General features: G+C 60.3%; 15 protein-coding genes and 1 pseudogene. 14 read left to right on the top strand and 2 right to left on the bottom strand.

Features of this window, described 5'->3' with window-relative positions; translation table 11 throughout:
- Positions 1-42 precede the first annotated feature (42 nt).
- The 14 genes and pseudogenes from hscA to AB4N33_RS16685 all read left to right on the top strand — a co-directional run bounded on the left by hscA (position 43) and on the right by AB4N33_RS16685 (position 14,039).
- On the top strand, positions 43-1,905 hold the full coding sequence (hscA, locus tag AB4N33_RS16750) for a Fe-S protein assembly chaperone HscA (RefSeq protein WP_476457795.1): 1,863 nt from the start codon (positions 43-45) through the stop codon (positions 1,903-1,905).
- A 2-nt stretch (positions 1,906-1,907) separates the two neighbouring features.
- Entirely contained in the window at positions 1,908-2,249 is a 342-nt protein-coding gene (fdx, locus tag AB4N33_RS16745) for an ISC system 2Fe-2S type ferredoxin (protein WP_192302617.1), read from the top strand.
- 14 nt (positions 2,250-2,263) lie between these two features.
- On the top strand, positions 2,264-2,464 hold the full coding sequence (gene iscX, locus AB4N33_RS16740; RefSeq protein ID WP_368557203.1) for a Fe-S cluster assembly protein IscX: 201 nt from the start codon (positions 2,264-2,266) through the stop codon (positions 2,462-2,464).
- 88 nt (positions 2,465-2,552) lie between these two features.
- A complete protein-coding gene (gene ndk, locus AB4N33_RS16735) occupies positions 2,553-2,978 on the top strand; it encodes a nucleoside-diphosphate kinase (protein ID WP_192302616.1) in 426 nt (141 codons plus the stop codon).
- Between the two features lie 29 nt (positions 2,979-3,007).
- Positions 3,008-4,150: a dual-specificity RNA methyltransferase RlmN gene (rlmN, locus tag AB4N33_RS16730; protein ID WP_460117749.1), complete on the top strand. Its 1,143-nt coding sequence runs from the start codon at positions 3,008-3,010 to the stop codon at positions 4,148-4,150.
- Between the two features lie 14 nt (positions 4,151-4,164).
- Complete coding sequence (gene pilW / locus AB4N33_RS16725) at positions 4,165-4,923, top strand: type IV pilus biogenesis/stability protein PilW (RefSeq protein WP_460117747.1); 759 nt, start codon at positions 4,165-4,167, stop codon at positions 4,921-4,923.
- The gene (locus AB4N33_RS16720) at positions 4,923-5,960 is read left to right on the top strand and encodes a RodZ domain-containing protein (RefSeq protein ID WP_460117745.1); all 1,038 of its coding nucleotides are present in this window, start codon (positions 4,923-4,925) and stop codon (positions 5,958-5,960) included. The genes pilW and AB4N33_RS16720 overlap by 1 nt, the downstream gene beginning before the upstream one ends.
- 3 nt (positions 5,961-5,963) lie before the next feature.
- A complete protein-coding gene (gene ispG, locus AB4N33_RS16715) occupies positions 5,964-7,073 on the top strand; it encodes a flavodoxin-dependent (E)-4-hydroxy-3-methylbut-2-enyl-diphosphate synthase (RefSeq protein ID WP_460117743.1) in 1,110 nt (369 codons plus the stop codon).
- Positions 7,074-7,105: 32 nt separating this feature from the next.
- A complete protein-coding gene (gene hisS / locus AB4N33_RS16710) occupies positions 7,106-8,395 on the top strand; it encodes a histidine--tRNA ligase (RefSeq protein ID WP_476457794.1) in 1,290 nt (429 codons plus the stop codon).
- A gap of 41 nt (positions 8,396-8,436) precedes the next feature.
- A complete protein-coding gene (locus AB4N33_RS16705; RefSeq protein ID WP_460117739.1) occupies positions 8,437-9,078 on the top strand; it encodes a YfgM family protein in 642 nt (213 codons plus the stop codon).
- Positions 9,071-10,221 (top strand): annotated as a pseudogene (bamB, locus tag AB4N33_RS16700) (outer membrane protein assembly factor BamB). The gene AB4N33_RS16705 and the pseudogene bamB overlap by 8 nt, the downstream one beginning before the upstream one ends.
- A gap of 280 nt (positions 10,222-10,501) precedes the next feature.
- Entirely contained in the window at positions 10,502-11,971 is a 1,470-nt protein-coding gene (gene der, locus AB4N33_RS16695) for a ribosome biogenesis GTPase Der (protein WP_460140189.1), read from the top strand.
- A gap of 140 nt (positions 11,972-12,111) precedes the next feature.
- Positions 12,112-13,260, top strand: a complete 1,149-nt coding sequence (locus AB4N33_RS16690; RefSeq protein WP_460117733.1) for a pyridoxal phosphate-dependent aminotransferase — start codon at positions 12,112-12,114, stop codon at positions 13,258-13,260.
- Positions 13,248-14,039, top strand: a complete 792-nt coding sequence (locus tag AB4N33_RS16685) for an amidohydrolase (RefSeq protein WP_476457793.1) — start codon at positions 13,248-13,250, stop codon at positions 14,037-14,039. The genes AB4N33_RS16690 and AB4N33_RS16685 overlap by 13 nt, the downstream gene beginning before the upstream one ends.
- 175 nt (positions 14,040-14,214) lie before the next feature.
- On the opposite strand, the gene leuA is transcribed toward AB4N33_RS16685, so the two are convergent.
- Both leuA and AB4N33_RS16675 read right to left on the bottom strand, forming a co-directional pair.
- A complete protein-coding gene (gene leuA, locus AB4N33_RS16680; RefSeq protein WP_460117729.1) occupies positions 14,215-15,894 on the bottom strand; it encodes a 2-isopropylmalate synthase in 1,680 nt (559 codons plus the stop codon).
- Positions 15,895-16,354: 460 nt separating this feature from the next.
- Positions 16,355-17,179 carry an IS3 family transposase gene (locus tag AB4N33_RS16675; protein ID WP_460142112.1) on the bottom strand — a complete coding sequence of 275 codons (825 nt, stop codon included), beginning with the start codon at positions 17,177-17,179 and terminating at the stop codon, positions 16,355-16,357.
- Between the last annotated feature and the right edge of the window lie 8 nt (positions 17,180-17,187).

Raw genomic sequence — 17,187 nt, 5'->3', positions numbered from 1 at the left:
GCTCCGGTCGCACGCCTGATATACAGATAAGTCCTGATCACGATGGCCCTACTGCAGATCGCCGAACCCGGCCAAAGTCCTCAACCGCACCAGCGTCGCCTGGCTGTGGGGATCGACTTGGGTACTACCAATTCGCTGGTCGCTGCATTACGCAGTGGTCTTTCCGAGCCGCTGGCCGATGCTGACGGGCAGGTCATCCTGCCGTCCGCCGTGCGCTACCACGCCGACCGCGTCGAAGTCGGCGAGTCGGCCAAGCTTGCCGCCTCTGCCGATCCGCTGAACACCGTGCTGTCGGTCAAGCGCTTGATGGGTCGTGGTCTGTCCGACGTCAAGCAATTGGGCGAGCAACTGCCGTATCGCTTTGTCGGCGGCGAGTCGCACATGCCGTTCATCGATACCGTGCAGGGTCCAAAAAGCCCGGTCGAAGTCTCCGCCGACATCCTCAAGGTGCTGCGCTTGCGCGCCGAGGCCACCCTGGGTGGTGAATTGGTCGGTGCGGTGATCACCGTGCCGGCGTACTTCGATGACGCTCAGCGCCAGGCCACCAAGGACGCGGCGAAACTCGCCGGCCTGAATGTGCTGCGCCTGCTCAACGAGCCGACCGCTGCTGCCGTGGCGTATGGCCTGGATCAACATGCCGAAGGCCTGGTCGCGATCTACGACCTGGGCGGCGGCACCTTCGATATTTCCATTTTGCGCCTGACTGGCGGCGTCTTCGAAGTGCTGGCCACCGGTGGCGACAGCGCCCTGGGGGGCGATGACTTCGACCACGCCATCGCTGGCTGGATCATCACCAGTGCCGGTTTGTCCGCCGACCTCGATCCGGGCGCGCAACGCAATCTGCTGCAAACCGCTTGCGCGGCCAAAGAGGCGCTGACCGATGCGGCGTCGGTTGAAGTCGTCTATGGCAACTGGAAGGCCGAACTGACCCGCGAAGCCTTCAATGCGCTGATCGAGCCGATGGTCGCCCGCAGCCTCAAGGCCTGCCGACGCGCCGTGCGTGACTCCGGTGTGGAACTGGAAGACGTGCACGCCGTGGTCATGGTCGGTGGCTCCACCCGCGTACCTCGTGTGCGTGAAGCGGTCGCCGAAGCCTTTGGTCGTCAGCCGCTGACCGAAATCGATCCGGATCAAGTGGTGGCCATTGGGGCCGCGATCCAGGCCGATACGTTGGCTGGCAACAAGCGTGATGGCGGCGAATTGCTGCTGCTCGACGTGATTCCGTTGTCCCTGGGGCTGGAAACCATGGGCGGCCTCATGGAGAAGGTGATTCCGCGCAACACCACCATCCCCGTCGCCCGTGCCCAGGACTTCACCACGTACAAGGATGGCCAGTCGGCCATGGCGATTCACGTGTTGCAGGGCGAGCGGGAGTTGATCAGCGACTGCCGTTCCCTGGCGCGTTTCGAATTGCGCGGCATTCCTGCCATGGTGGCGGGTGCGGCGAAAATCCGCGTGACCTTCCAGGTCGACGCCGATGGCCTGCTCAGCGTTTCGGCCCGGGAAATGGGTTCGGGCGTTGAAGCCAGCATTCAGGTCAAGCCGTCCTACGGTCTGACCGACGGCGAAATCGCCAAGATGCTCAAGGATTCGTTCCAGCACGCCAATGATGACAAGGTCGCTCGTGTGTTGCGTGAACAGCAGGTCGACGCCCAGCGCCTGATCGAGGCGGTGCAGGCTGCGCTTGAGGCGGACGGCGAGCGTCTGCTCGATGCCGAGGAGCGCATGGTCATCGACATGCAGGTGCAGGAACTGACCGAACTGATGAAAGGCACCGATGGTTATGCCATCGAGCAGCAGACCAAGCGTCTGTCGCAAGTGACCGACGCCTTTGCCGCCCGCCGCCTGGATTCGACGGTGAAAGCCGCGCTGGCGGGGCGCAACCTGAATGAGATTGAGGAGTAACGATGCCGCAGGTCATTTTTCTGCCACACGAAAAGTTTTGCCCCGAAGGCATGGTTGTGGAGGCTGAGCCCGGTACGTCTATCCTCGAACTGGCCCATGAGCACCATATCGAGATGGAAAGTGCCTGTGGTGGCGTCTGCGCCTGCACCACCTGTCACTGCATCGTTCGCGAAGGGTTCGATTCGCTGGAAGAGGCGGATGAGCTCGAGGAAGATTTCCTCGACCGCGCGTGGGGCCTGGAAGCGCAATCGCGCCTGGCCTGTCAGGCCATTGTCGGGACTGAAGACCTGACCGTCGAGATTCCGAAATACTCGCTCAACCACGCCGCCGAAGCGCCGCACTGATTCAAGGAACTATCATGAGTCTCAAGTGGACTGATGTGCTGGAAATTGCTATCCAGCTGGCTGAAAGCAAACCTGAAGTTGATCCAATGTCGGTCAACTTCGTCGATCTGCGTAAATGGGTGATGGAATTGCCCGAGTTCGACGACAAGCCTGAGCATTGTGGCGAAAAGATCCTCGAGGCCATTCAGGCCAACTGGATCGAAGAACGCGACTGAGCCACGCTGCAGGTTAGGCAATACCCAAGAACCCGCGTATAATTCGCGGGTTTAATTTTTCACAAATTACCGTTTCTGGAGTTACACCATGGCTGTTCAACGCACTTTCTCCATCATCAAGCCTGACGCCGTTGCTAAAAACGTGATCGGCGAGATCACCACCCGTTTCGAAAAAGCCGGCCTGCGCGTTGTAGCTTCGAAACTGAAGCAACTGTCCAAAGCCGAAGCTGAAGGCTTCTACGCTGAGCACAGCGCTCGTGGTTTCTTCGGCGACCTGGTTGCCTTCATGACCTCCGGTCCGGTTGTCGTTCAGGTTCTGGAAGGCGAAAACGCCATCGCTCGCAACCGTGAGCTGATGGGCGCTACCAACCCTAAAGAAGCGGCTGCCGGCACTATCCGTGCTGACTTCGCTGAATCGATCGACGCCAACGCTGTACACGGTTCGGACTCCGAAGCCGCTGCTGCTCGCGAAATCGCATACTTCTTCGCAGCTACTGAAGTAACCACTCGCTAAGCATTGGCTTAAAGAGTGAAGGTGAATCCATGACGACATCGACTGTAAAAACCAACCTGCTGGGGCTCACCCAGCCGGAAATGGAGAAATTCTTCGACTCAATCGGGGAGAAGCGTTTCCGTGCCGGTCAGGTAATGAAATGGATTCACCACTTTGGCGTCGATGATTTCGACGCCATGACGAACGTCAGCAAGGCCCTGCGCGAAAAGCTCAAGGCTGTTGCTGAAGTTCGCGGCCCCGAAGTGGTCAGCGAGGACATCTCCAGCGACGGCACCCGTAAATGGGTGGTGCGCGTGGCGTCCGGCAGCTGCGTCGAGACCGTGTACATTCCCCAGGGCAAACGCGGCACCTTGTGCGTTTCGTCCCAGGCAGGCTGTGCCCTGGATTGCAGTTTCTGCTCCACCGGCAAGCAAGGCTTCAACAGCAACCTCACCGCCGCCGAAGTCATCGGCCAGGTGTGGATTGCCAACAAATCCTTTGGCAGCGTCCCGGCGACCGTCGACCGTGCCATCACCAACGTGGTGATGATGGGCATGGGTGAGCCGCTGCTGAACTTCGACAACGTCATTGCGGCCATGCACCTGATGATGGACGACCTGGGCTACGGCATTTCCAAGCGCCGCGTGACCCTGTCGACCTCCGGCGTGGTGCCGATGATCGATGAGCTGTCCAAGCACATCGACGTCTCGCTGGCGTTGTCCCTGCACGCACCGAATGACGCATTGCGTAACCAATTGGTGCCGATCAACAAGAAATATCCGCTTAAGATGTTGCTCGAGTCCTGTCAGCGTTACATGTCCGCCCTCGGCGAGAAGCGTGTGCTGACCATCGAGTACACCTTGCTCAAGGACGTCAACGACAAGCTTGAGCACGCCGTGGAAATGATCGAGTTGCTCAAAAACATCCCGTGCAAGATCAACCTGATTCCGTTCAACCCGTTCCCGCATTCCGGTTACGAGCGTCCGAGCAACAACGCGATTCGTCGTTTCCAGGATCAGCTTCATCATGCAGGTTTCAACGTCACCGTGCGCACCACCCGTGGTGAGGACATCGACGCCGCCTGCGGTCAATTGGTAGGGCAGGTGCTGGATCGCACCCGTCGCAGCGAACGTTATATTGCCGTGCGCGAATTGAGCGCCGACAGCGATATGGCGCAAAACGCCGCGAAATAATAGAGAGGATCTCCATGTCCCTGCGCTTCGCGCTGCTTGTGCTGTTGGCCAGTCTTTGCACTGGCTGCGTCCTGTCGGGCGATTACAACCCGATGAAGACCAGCAAGGGGCGTGACGAGGCGCGGGTTGCCTATGTGCAATTGGGCCTGGGCTACCTCCAGCAGGGCATGACCGAGCGCGCCAAGGTGCCGTTGAAGAAGGCGCTGGAGCTGGACAGTTCGGATCCGGACGCCAATGCGGCGCTGGGGCTGGTGTTCCAGGCCGAACGGGAGCCGGAGCTGGCGGACGAGCACTTTCGCAAGGCGCTGTCGGCCAGCCCCAAGGACGCACGAATCCTCAATAACTACGGCAGTTTCCTCTACGAGCAGAAGCGCTTCAAGGAGGCGTACGAACGCTTCGAACAGGCCGCCGCCGATACCTTGTATCCTGAGCGATCACGGGTGTTCGAGAACCTGGGGATGACCGCTTCCATGATGGGCCAGCGTGAGTTGGCCCAGCAGCAACTGGATAAAGCCCTGCGTTTGAATCAACAACAACCCCGTGCCTTGCTGGAAATGGCTGAGTTGTCTTACGAAGACAGGCATTATGTGCCGGCGCGTGACTACTACGACCGTTTCAGCCAGCTCACCGAGCAAAATGCACGTAGTCTGTTGCTTGGCGTTCGGTTGGCAAAAGTATTTGAAGATCGCGACAAGGCCGCCAGTTACGGCCTGCAACTCAAACGACTCTATCCCGGTACGCCGGAATATCAGCAATACCTGTCGGAGCAATGATGAAAGCGGCGCATCCTGAAGTTGTAGCAGCGAATCGCGTTAACCCCGGTGAGACTTTGCGCCAGGCCCGCGAAAGCAATGGCTGGTCGCTGGCCGAAGTGGCCCTCAAGCTCAACCTCACGGTTACCTCATTGAGCAACCTTGAAGCAGGCGCTTTCGACAAGCTGCCTGGGCATACCTTCGCTCGCGGTTACATTCGCGCTTATGCCAAATTGCTGGGCATGGACCAGACCGTTCTGGTCCAGCAGTTCGACCAATCCACCGGCACCGACTCCCAAGGCAGCAGTGTCCACGCCTTGGGGCGAATCGAAGAGCCGGTGCGGGTTTCCCACACCATTTTGCGTATCGTCAGCCTGTTGCTGCTGATCGCCGTGATCGGCGGCGGTTTTGTCTGGTGGCAGGATCAGACATCGCTGCGCACCAAGGACCTGATCAGCCTGACCCCGGAACACGTTGAAGTCGAAGGCGCGGACGGCACTACTCAGATTCACCCGCTGGACGAGCCGGAAGACCAGGCTGTCGCCGAAGCCCAGACTGACAACTCCACCGCCCTTGCATTGCCGCAAGCCGAGACCTCGGCTCAAGCGCCGGCCGAAGCGGCAACCCCTTCCGCTGAGCCGACTGCTCCGGTTGCGCCAGCAGCGCCGGCCCCTGCCGCACCGACACACAACGCTGCACCAGCGGTCACCACGCCGGTTGCGCCTGCTCCGACCGCTCCAGTGGTCTCGACGCCGCCTGCGACGGCTGCGGTGACGCCGACCATTCCAGCCCAGACAGCCGCTGCCACCACCGCAGGCCAGGGTCAGGTGCAACTGCAATTCACCGCCGATTGCTGGACGCAAGTCACCGATGGCGCAGGCAAGGTGCTGCTTAGCGGCCTCAAGCGTAAAGGCGACAGTGCGAGCCTCAGCGGCAAGCCACCGTTTACCGTGCGTCTGGGGTATGCCCGTGGCGCGCAGGTCAGCTACAACGGTCAGTCGGTTGATGTCACTCCGTTCACCAGTGGCGAGACTGCTCGCCTGAAGTTGGGTCAATAAGTCATGCACGGCGAATCTCCAATCAAACGTCGCGAATCACGCAAGATCTGGGTGGGTAACGTGCCCGTGGGCGGCGATGCGCCTATCGCTGTGCAAAGCATGACCAACAGCGACACCAACGACGTAGCGGCTACCGTCGCCCAGATCAATCGTCTGGAGGCCGCTGGCGTCGACATCGTGCGCGTGTCCGTGCCGGACATGGACGCCGCCGAGGCGTTCGGCAAGATCAAACAACTGGTCAAAGTGCCACTGGTGGCCGACATTCACTTCGACTACCGCATTGCCTTGCGCGTGGCCGAACTGGGCGTCGATTGCCTGCGGATCAACCCCGGCAACATCGGTCGTGAAGACCGTGTGCGTGCGGTGGTCGATGCCGCCCGCGACCGCGGCATTCCGATCCGCATCGGCGTCAATGCCGGTTCGCTGGAAAAAGACCTGCAAAAGAAATACGGCGAGCCGACCCCGGCCGCGCTGGTCGAGTCTGCGCTGCGTCACGTCGAGCACCTGGAACGCCTGAATTTCCAGGACTTCAAGGTTAGCGTGAAGGCCTCCGACGTGTTCATGGCCGTCGAGGCTTATCGCCTGCTGGCGAAGGAAATCGTCCAACCCTTGCACCTGGGCATCACCGAAGCCGGTGGTTTGCGTTCGGGCACGGTGAAATCCGCGGTGGGCCTCGGTATGCTGCTCGCCGAAGGGATTGGCGATACTATCCGCATCTCGCTGGCCGCTGACCCGGTCGAGGAAGTGAAAGTCGGGTACGACATCCTCAAATCGCTGCACCTGCGTTCCCGTGGCATCAACTTCATCGCCTGCCCGAGCTGCTCGCGGCAGAACTTCGATGTGGTCAAGACCATGAACGAACTGGAAGGACGTCTTGAAGACCTGCTGGTGCCGCTGGATGTGGCGGTGATCGGTTGCGTGGTCAACGGGCCGGGCGAAGCCAAGGAAGCCCACGTGGGCTTGACCGGCGGCACGCCGAACCTGATTTACATCGACGGCAAGCCGTCGCAGAAACTGACGAATGACAATCTGGTGGATGAGCTCGAACGCTTGATCCGCGAGAAAGCGGCCGAAAAGGTCGAAGCTGACGCTGCGCTTATCGCGCGCGGCTGAGCCCGACGGCCCAACGAATTTAAGGATTGATAGTGAGCAAGTCTCTGCAAGCCATTCGTGGCATGAACGACATCCTGCCCGAACAGACTCCCCTGTGGCGTCACTTCGAAGGCACCGTTGCGCGCCTGCTGGATAACTACGGTTACAAGCAGATCCGCATGCCGATCGTCGAGTTCACCGAGCTGTTCAAGCGCTCGATCGGCGAAGTGACCGACATCGTCGAAAAGGAGATGTACACCTTCGACGACCGCAACGGCGATTCCCTGACCCTGCGCCCTGAAGGCACGGCGGCCTGCGTGCGTGCCGTGCTCGAGCACGGCATCACCGGCGGTGGCCAGGTGCAGAAGCTGTGGTACATCGGTCCGATGTTCCGCCACGAGCGCCCGCAAAAAGGCCGTTATCGCCAGTTCCACCAGATCGGTGTCGAAGTGTTCAACCTCGACGGTCCGGACATCGACGCCGAACTGATCGTATTGACCTGGCGCCTGTGGGGCGAGCTGGGCATCCGTGATGCGGTCAAGCTCGAACTCAACAGCCTAGGCACCAGCGAGTCCCGTGGCCGTTATCGCGAGGCGCTGGTGGCGTTCCTGTCCCAGCACATGGACAAGCTCGACGAAGACAGCCAGCGTCGTCTGAAGACCAACCCGCTGCGGGTACTGGACACCAAGAACGCTGACACGCAGGCCATCCTGGTCGATGCGCCGAAAATGGCCGACTACCTGGACGACGAATCCCGCGCGCATTTCGAGGGCCTCAAGGCTCGTCTCGATGCAGCCGGCATTCCGTATGTGATCAATCCGAAGCTGGTACGCGGGCTGGATTACTACAGCAAGACCGTTTTCGAATGGGTCACCGACCACTTGGGCGCCCAGGGCACCGTGTGTGCCGGCGGCCGTTACGACGGTCTGGTAGAGCAGATGGGCGGCAAGCCGACCCCGGGCGTAGGTTTTGCCATGGGCATCGAGCGCCTGGTGCTGCTGCTGGAAACCCTGGAGCAGATCCCGCAAGAGATCTCCCGCCAGGTCGACGTTTACCTCTGCGCCTTCGGTGAAGAAGCCGAATTGGCTGGGCTCAAACTGGCCGAGCGTGTGCGTGATCAACTGCCCAGCCTGCGCCTGCAAGTGAATGCCGGCGCCGGCAGCTTCAAAAGCCAGTTCAAGAAAGCCGACAAGAGCGGTGCGCTGTTTGCATTGATTCTCGGTGACGACGAAATGGCCCAGCAAGTGGTAGGTTTCAAACCCCTGCGTGGCCAGGGCGAACAACAAAGCATTGCCTGGGATGCGCTTGCCGCACACCTGGCCACCTGCGTCGTGCAGGGTTGAAGCTGTCTAAACAGCCGATTTAGCGATTAAGGAGTATTGGGGTGTCGAGTACCGAAGACGAACAGCTGGCGGATTTGAAGGACTGGTGGTCACGCAACGGCAAGCCCCTGGTCACTGGCGGCCTGTTGGCGCTGGTCATTGTGTTCGGCTGGCAGGCTTTTCAGAAGTATCAGAGCAACCAGTCGCAAGGCGCTTCGGTGCTCTATCAGCAATTGCTCGAAACCACGCTGACGCCTGACGGCAAACCGGATGCGGCACGTGTTTCGGACCTGGCCGGCAAGCTCAACAGCGAATTCGGCGGCAGTGCCTACGCGCAGTATGGCAGCCTGTTCGTGGCGAAAGTCGCGGTCGACAGCGGCAAGCTGGACGACGCAGCCAGCGAGCTGAAAGCCATCGTTGCCAAACCCGCCAACCCGGCACTGGGTGAAATCGCCCGTCAGCGCCTGGCGCAGGTGCTGGGTGCGCAGAACAAGGCCGATGAAGCCCTGAAACTGCTCGAAGGCGATGCCGACAAGTCGTTCCTGGCCACTCGCGAAGAGCTCAAGGGCGACTTGCTGGTGCAGCTGGGTCGTACCGACGAAGCGAACACGGCGTATCAAAAAGCCAAGGCGGCACTGTCGGATGAAGCGGCAGTCGGTGGCCTACAAATCAAGCTGGACGACCTGGCCAAAGGGGATGCGTGACGTGATCCGTTGGAAACATGCAGCATTGCTGGCTCTGGCCATTCTGGCCGCGGGTTGCAGCAGCAACAGCAAAAAGAATTGCCACCGGCTGAACTGACCGACTTCAAAGAAGAAGTGGTTTTGCAGAAGCAGTGGAGTCGTTCGATCGGTGACGGTCAGGGCGAAACCTACAACATGCTCGTTCCGGCAGTTGAAGGCAGCACTATCTACGCCGCCGACGTAACGGGCGTGGTGGTGGCGATGGACCGCATGAACGGTGATGTCATCTGGAAAAAAGATCTCGAACTGCCTGTTTCCGGCGCCGTTGGCGTGGGTTACGGCTTGCTCCTGATCGGTACGACCAAAGGCGAAATCGTTGCGCTGGACTCGGTCAACGGTGAAGAGAAATGGCGCGCTCGCGTGTCCAGCGAAGTACTCGCGCCACCGGCCAACAACGGTGACGTTGTCGTGGTGCAGACCCAGGACGATCGCGTGATCGGCCTGGACGCCGCTACCGGTAACCAGCGCTGGTTGTATGACAGCACTCCGGCGGTCCTGACCCTGCGCGGCACCAGTGCGCCGATCGTCACCAACCGTATGGCGGTAGCCGGTCTGTCGACGGGTAAAGTCGTCGCTCTGGACATTTCCAACGGCGTGCCGGTATGGGAACAACGGGTTGCGGTTCCACAAGGTCGTTCGGAACTGGAACGCGTGGTGGACATCGATGGTGGCCTGCTGCTGTCCGGTGGTACGTTGTATGTTGCCAGCTACCAGGGGCGCGTAGCGGCCATCGACCTGGAAAGCGGCCGTCCGCTGTGGCAGCGTGATGCTTCCAGCTACGCCGGCCTGGCCCAGGGTTTCGGTAACGTCTATGTCAGCCTGTCTTCGGGCACGGTAGAAGGCATCGACGAGCGTTCGACCACCGCGTTGTGGAGCAACGACGCTCTGGCTCGCCGTCAACTGTCGGCGCCGGAAGTGTTCTCCAGCTACGTTGCAGTGGGTGACCTGGAAGGTTACCTGCACCTGCTGAGCCAGGTCGACGGCCGTTTCGTCGGCCGCGAGCGTATCGACAGCGACGGCCTGCGTGCCCGTCCGCTGGTGGTAGATAACATGATTTATGTGTATGGCAACAGCGGCAAACTGGAAGCCCTGACCATCAAGTAACAACTATGCTTGGGGGTGATACCCCAGGCGGCTATACCTGTCGGCACGACTGTAGCTGTAACTGTCACTGTAGGAGCGAGCTTGTCGAGGCGTCGAACCGTCGCGATGGACGTCAGGATAATGCTGGCGTCCTGGATGAACGCGGTGTCTGTGCGTTCATCGCGAGCAAGCTCGCTCCTACAGGTACAGGGATCGCAGGCGTGCCGGGGAAGCCCACGAGCACCAGCCGCTGCCTAGCAGCGGCTTTTGTATTTTCTGAAATAACGAAGTGGAGAGCCGCATGGTTCCCGTAATCGCCCTGGTGGGTCGACCGAACGTCGGCAAGTCCACCTTGTTCAACCGCCTGACCAGGACTCGCGACGCCATCGTCGGCGACTTGTCCGGTCTGACCCGTGATCGCCAGTACGGTGAGGCCAAGTGGCAAGGGCGTTCCTACATTCTGATCGACACCGGCGGTATCTCTGGTGACGAGCACGGTATGGACGAAAAAATGGCCGAGCAGTCGCTGCTGGCCATTGAAGAAGCGGATGTTGTCCTGTTTCTGGTCGACGCCAAGGCGGGTTTCACCGCCGCCGACCAGATGATCGCCGAGCACCTGCGCAAGCGTAACAAGCGTTCTTACGTGGTCGCCAACAAGGTCGACAACATCGACCCTGAGATGGCCCGCGCCGAGTTCGCCCCGCTGGGCATGGGGCACGCGATCCCGATCGCCGGTGCCCACGGTCGCGGCATCACGCAGATGCTGGAAACAGCCCTGAGCGACTTCCCGAAAGACGATGACGAGCAGGAAGAAGGTGAGGAAGAGGAAGTAGCCGAAGGCGAAGAAGCCAAGCGCATTCCTGGTCCGAGCGAAAAAGATGGGATCAAGATCGCCATCATCGGTCGCCCGAACGTCGGCAAGTCGACGCTGGTCAACCGTATGCTCGGTGAAGATCGGGTCATCGTCTATGACCAACCCGGCACCACTCGCGACAGCATCTACATTCCCTTCGAGCGTAACGAAGAGAAGTACACGCTGATCGACACCGCTGGTGTGCGCAAGCGCGGCAAGATCCACGAAGAAGTCGAAAAATTCTCCGTGGTCAAAACCCTGCAGGCGATCAAAGACGCCAACGTGGTGATCTTCGTCATGGACGCCCGCGAAGGCGTGGTGGACCACGACCTCAACCTGCTGGGCTTTGCCCTGGAAGCGGGTCGTGCGCTGGTCATCGCGATCAACAAGTGGGACGGCATGACGCCGAGTGAACGTGATTTCGTGAAGATCGAGTTGCAACGTCGGCTGTTCTTCGTCGAATTCGCCGACATCCACTTCATCTCGGCGCTGCACGGCACGGGCGTGGGTAACCTGTACGCCTCGGTACAGAACTCGTTCAAGTCGGCGGTGACCCGCTGGCCAACCAGTCGCCTGACCCAGATTCTCGAAGACGCGGTCACCGAGCACCAGCCGCCGATGGTCAACAGCCGCCGGATCAAGCTGCGTTATGCCCACTTGGGTGGCGCCAACCCGCCGATCATCGTGATTCACGGTAACCAGATCGAGAAGGTGCCAAAGTCTTACGTGCGCTACCTGGAAAACACTTATCGCCGTGTCTTGAAGCTGGTCGGTACGCCGATTCGCATCGAGTTCAAGGGCGGTGAGAACCCGTACGAAGGCAACAAGAACTCGCTGACCGACCGCCAGGTCAACAAGAAGCGTCGTTTGATGTCGCACCACAAGAAGGCTGACAAGAAGCGCCGCGATAAGAAATAGGGGCAGCTTCGAGCGCCAAGCTTCAAGTGAAAGCAAAAGAGGGTCCTCAGCGGGGGCCCTTTTTTGTGGGTGGGACTTTGAGGCTTGACCGCTTGCGGCTTGTCGCTTGAAACTTGGGGCTCACCTGCCGAGGCCCACCGATGATCACCAGTAAGTTGCCGAATGTCGGCGTCACTATTTTCACGCAGATGTCTCAGCTCGCGGCGCAGACCGGGGCGATCAACCTGTCCCAGGGTTTCCCCGATTTCGACGCACCGCAGGCGTTGTGCGATGCGGTCGGCCGACACATTGCCCAAGGCCATAACCAATATTCGCCCATGACCGGTTTGCCGGCGCTGCGTCAGCAGGTATCGGCCAAGATTGCTCGCAGCTATGGCGTGGCTGTCGATGCCGACGCCGAGGTGACCATCACCCCCGGCGCCACCCAGGCGATCTTCTGTGCGATTCAGGCAGTTATCCACAGCGGCGACGAGGTGATTGTGTTCGACCCTGCCTACGACAGCTACGAGCCGTCGGTGGAGCTGGCCGGTGGCCGTTGCGTGCACGTGCAACTGGGCCTGAATGACTTTTCCATCGACTTTGAACGGCTCGCGGCAGCCATCACCCCGCGCACTCGCATGATTGTGCTGAACACGCCACACAACCCGAGCGGTGCGTTGATCAGTCGTGCCGAGTTGGACCAGTTGGCGGACCTGATTCGTGATCGCGATATCTATCTGGTCAGCGATGAAGTCTACGAACACCTGGTGTTCGATGGCGTGCCCCACGTCAGTGTGTTGAACCATGAAGAGCTCTATCAGCGCGCCTTCGTGGTCAGTTCGTTCGGCAAGACCTATCACGTTACCGGTTGGAAAACCGGCTATGTGGTCGCGCCGCCGGCCCTCACGGCAGAGCTGCGCAAGGTCCATCAATACGTAAGCTTCTGCGGCGTGACGCCGCTGCAATTCGCCCTCGCCGATTTCATGGCCGAGCACCCGGAACACATCGATGAGTTGCCGGGCTTTTATCAGGCCAAGCGCGACCTGTTCTGTGATCTGTTGACGCCGTCGCGTTTCAGCTTCACCCGGGTGACCGGCACCTACTTCCAATTGGTCGATTACTCGCAGATTCGCCCGGACCTCAATGACGTCGAGATGTCGTTGTGGATGACCCGCGAGCACGGCGTGGCGAGCATCCCGATCTCGGTGTTCTACCAGACCCCACCGCAAGGCCAGCGCGTGGTGCGCCTGTGCTTTGCCAAGCGCGAGGAGACCCTGCGAGAAGCAGCGGCAAAACTATGCGTGATCTGAGTGCATTGCCCAACCTGAACATTGCGCTGATCCAGACCACCCTGGCCTGGCATGACCGGCAGGCGAACCTCGATCACTTCGAGCCGTTTCTGGAGCAGGCGCGGGGTGCGGACCTGATCATCCTGCCCGAGATGTTCACCACGGGTTTCTCGATGGAATCTGAAACACTCGCCGAAGCGGAAAACGGCCCCACCAGCAAATGGCTGCGCGCCCAGGCGGCAAAGCTCGATGCTGTGATCACTGGCAGCTTGATCGTTCAGGCTGGCGACGGCAGTCATCGCAACCGGTTGCTGTGGGCTCGTCCGGACGGCGAAGTCTGGCACTACGACAAGCGCCACTTGTTCCGCATGGCGGGGGAGCACAACCACTACACCCCGGGTGAACGCCAGGTGCAATTCGAGCTAAAGGGTTGGCGGGTGCGGCCCCTGATTTGCTACGACCTGCGCTTCCCTGTGTGGAGTCGCGATGCCCAGGACACCGATCTGTTGTTGTACACGGCGAACTGGCCGGGAGCCCGGCGCCAGCACTGGAATCGCTTGCTGCCGGCCCGTGCGATTGAAAACCTGTGTTATGTGGCAGCGGTGAACCGCATTGGCACCGACGGCAAGGGCTTTGCCTACACCGGCGACAGCCAGGTGCTGGACTTCCAGGGCGAGACCTTGCTCAGCGCCGGGGATGCGGATGGCGTGTTCAAGGTGGTGCTGGATGCGGCAGAGCTGCAGGCGTACCGGACTCGGTTTCCAGCGAATCTGGATGCTGACACGTTCGAATTCACCTGAGATTCTGGTTGTCTGACGGGCCGCCATCGCGGGCAAGCCCGCTCCTACAGGTTATATGAGTACCCTGTAGGAGCGAGCTTGCTCGCGATGAGGCCTTCAAGGCCACCGAAATCACCCGCCCAACAAAAAGGCCCCAAGGTTCACACCCAGGGGCCTTTTGTATTACAGCGACTGCTTACGCCGCCTTCGCCTCAGTCTGGCTCAGCGAACGGTTCAGCGCGCTGAACAATGCCTTGAAGCTGGCCGTGGTGATGTTTTCATCGATGCCAACGCCATGCACCGCACGCTCGCCGTTCACCCGCAGTTCGATGTAGGCCGCCGCCTTGGCGTTGGTGCCCGCGCCGATGGCGTGTTCGTTGTAGTCCATGATCTCCACCGGTACCGGCAAGCCGGCCACCAGGGCTTCCAGTGCACCGTTGCCCTTGCCGCGCCAGTGCAGGTTGGTCTCGCCCTGGCCTTTGCTGGACACTTCCACTTCCACGGCGCTGTGACCGTTTTCCTCCTGCAGGCGATGGCTGACCAGCGCATACGGAGTGTTGGCCTGCAAGTATTCGCTGTGCAGCAGACCGTGGATTTGCTGGGCCGTCATTTCCAGGCCCAGGCGATCGGTTTCGCGCTGCACGACCTGGCTGAACTCGATCTGCATGCGACGTGGCAAGCTGATGCCGTATTCCTGCTCCAGCAGGTAGGCGATACCACCCTTGCCCGACTGGCTGTTGACGCGGATGACCGCCTCGTAGCTGCGACCGATGTCCGCCGGATCGATCGGCAGGTACGGCACTTCCCAGAGGGCGTCCGGTTTCTGCTGGGCGAAGCCCTTGCGGATGGCGTCCTGGTGCGAGCCGGAGAACGCGGTGTGTACCAGGTCGCCGACGTACGGGTGACGTGGGTGCACCTGGATCTGGTTGCACTCTTCGACGACCTTGCGCACGCCGTCGATGTCGGAGAAGTCCAGCTCAGGGTTCAGGCCCTGGGTGTACATGTTCAGTGCCACGGTGACCAGGTCGACGTTACCGGTGCGCTCGCCGTTGCCGAACAGGCAGCCTTCGACGCGATCGGCGCCGGCCATCAGGCCCAGCTCGGTGGCTGCAACGCCAGTGCCACGGTCGTTGTGGGTGTGCAGGCTGATGATCACGCTGTCACGACGGTTGATGTGACGGCCGAACCATTCGATCTGGTCAGCGTAGATGTTCGGGGTCGCGCATTCCACGGTGGCCGGCAGGTTGAGGATCATCTTGTGCTCAGGCGTCGGGTTCCACACCTCGATCACCGCGTCGCAGACTTCCTTGGCGAATTCCAGTTCGGTGGCGCTGAAGGTTTCCGGCGAGTATTCGAACGTCCACTCGGTTTCCGGCTGCTGGGCGGCGTATTTGACGAACAGCTTGGCCGCGCTCACGGCGATTTCCTTGATGCCGTCCTTGTCCTGGTTGAAGACGATGCGACGGAAGGAAGGGGAGGTGGCGTTGTACAGGTGAACGATGGCTTTCTTCGCCCCGCGCAGGGATTCGAAGGTCCGCGCGATCAGGTCTTCACGGCCCTGGGTCAGCACCTGGATGGTGGTGTCGTCCGGGATGTGGCCGTCTTCGATCAGAGTGCGCACGAAGTCGAAGTCGGTTTGCGAAGCGGCCGGGAACGAGGCCTCGATTTCCTTCACGCCGACCTGCACCAGGGTTTTCCAGAAGCGCAGTTTCTTCGCCGCGTCCATCGGTTCGATCAGCGACTGGTTGCCGTCACGCAGGTCGGAGCTGCACCAGATCGGCACCTCGGTGATGGTTTTCGACGGCCAGGTGCGGTCCGGGAGGTTGATGGCCGGGAACGCGCGGTATTTCGAAGACGGGTCTTTGAGCATGCTCATCGCAGTAATCCTTGTTGTGTGGGCCGAGAAGAGGCGGCCTGCCCGGTGGAACTGTTCTTGGGGAAAAGCGTAGGACGAGGCGTCGCGATTCAGCCCGGCAGTCGTGCGCTGACTAGGCACAGGCTGCGGTGCTGGCGAAGCTGAATGAGGGTGTGAGAGGTTTTCATGCCCTCAACCCTAACCGCGAGGGGAAAGGATGGCAAGCAGTGGAAAAAAATTGGGAGAAGTTCTGCTTTTAGGGTTTTTGTCGCGATTTTATCGCGGCTTGGAGGGTTTGGGGCGTGGATGATTGCGCTGATGATCTGGCGTCCGCAATTTGGTTTTTGCGTGAGCCTGCTGGCCCCATCGCGGGCAAGCCCGCTCCTACAGTGGTCGGTGGTGGGCACAACTCTTCTGTTCACCCGGCCCCCTGTAGGAGCGAGCTTGAACTGGTCAAGTAATCTTGGACACTGATTACGGTTCACGCCGCCAATCTTTCCTTCACGACCGGCGACCTGTAGTCGTTATAGCTGTGAGGCCTGCTGATGTTGTAGCGCGAGACATAGCGCTGCACATCTGCCCGGGCCTCATGCTCCAGTTTGTAGCCCGTTTCAGGCACCCACTCGGACTTCAAACTACCAAAGAAACGCTCCATCGGGGCATTGTCCCAGCACTCGCCTTTACGGCTCATACTTTGCCTGAACCGATGTTTCACAAGCGCATTTCGGAATTTATGGCTGGTGTACTGGCAACCTTGATCAGAATGAAACAACACATCCTGGGGATGGCCGCGCAGCTCAACCGCCATGCGTAGCGCTTCGCAGGTCAGGTTGGCATCAGAAATCATCGAAAACGACCACCCTACGATCCTGCGAGCGTACAGATCCAAAACGGCGGCGAAGTACATCCACCGCTTGCCGACCTTGATGTATGTCACGTCGCCACACCACACCTGATTAACCGCCGTCACATCAAATTTTCGCTTGAGCACGTGCGGCGCCACCAAGGCCTCCACACCCGGCGACTTGTACTTATGGCGCCGGCGCTGACGACTAGCGATGCCAGCTTCGCGCATCAAACTGCGAGCCATATAACGCCCGATACGATGCCCTTTGGCTTGTAGCTCCTTGGACAAAGTACGTGCGCCGGCCGACTCTCTGGACGCCTTGTGGTGCCTGACCAGCGCGGCTTTGAGCTTGTCCCGTTCAGGATTTGCTCTGCCTTGGCGCTGGCGCCAGGCGTAAAAGCTACTGCGGTTGCCCCCAAACGCCCGGCAACACTTTTTAACGCCGTACTGCTCGCCCAGCTCATCGA

The organism is Pseudomonas sp. S1_E05 (assembly GCF_056337105.1).
Note: the sequence above shows the minus strand (reverse complement) of the source record. Positions and strands in the feature narration are given on the sequence as shown.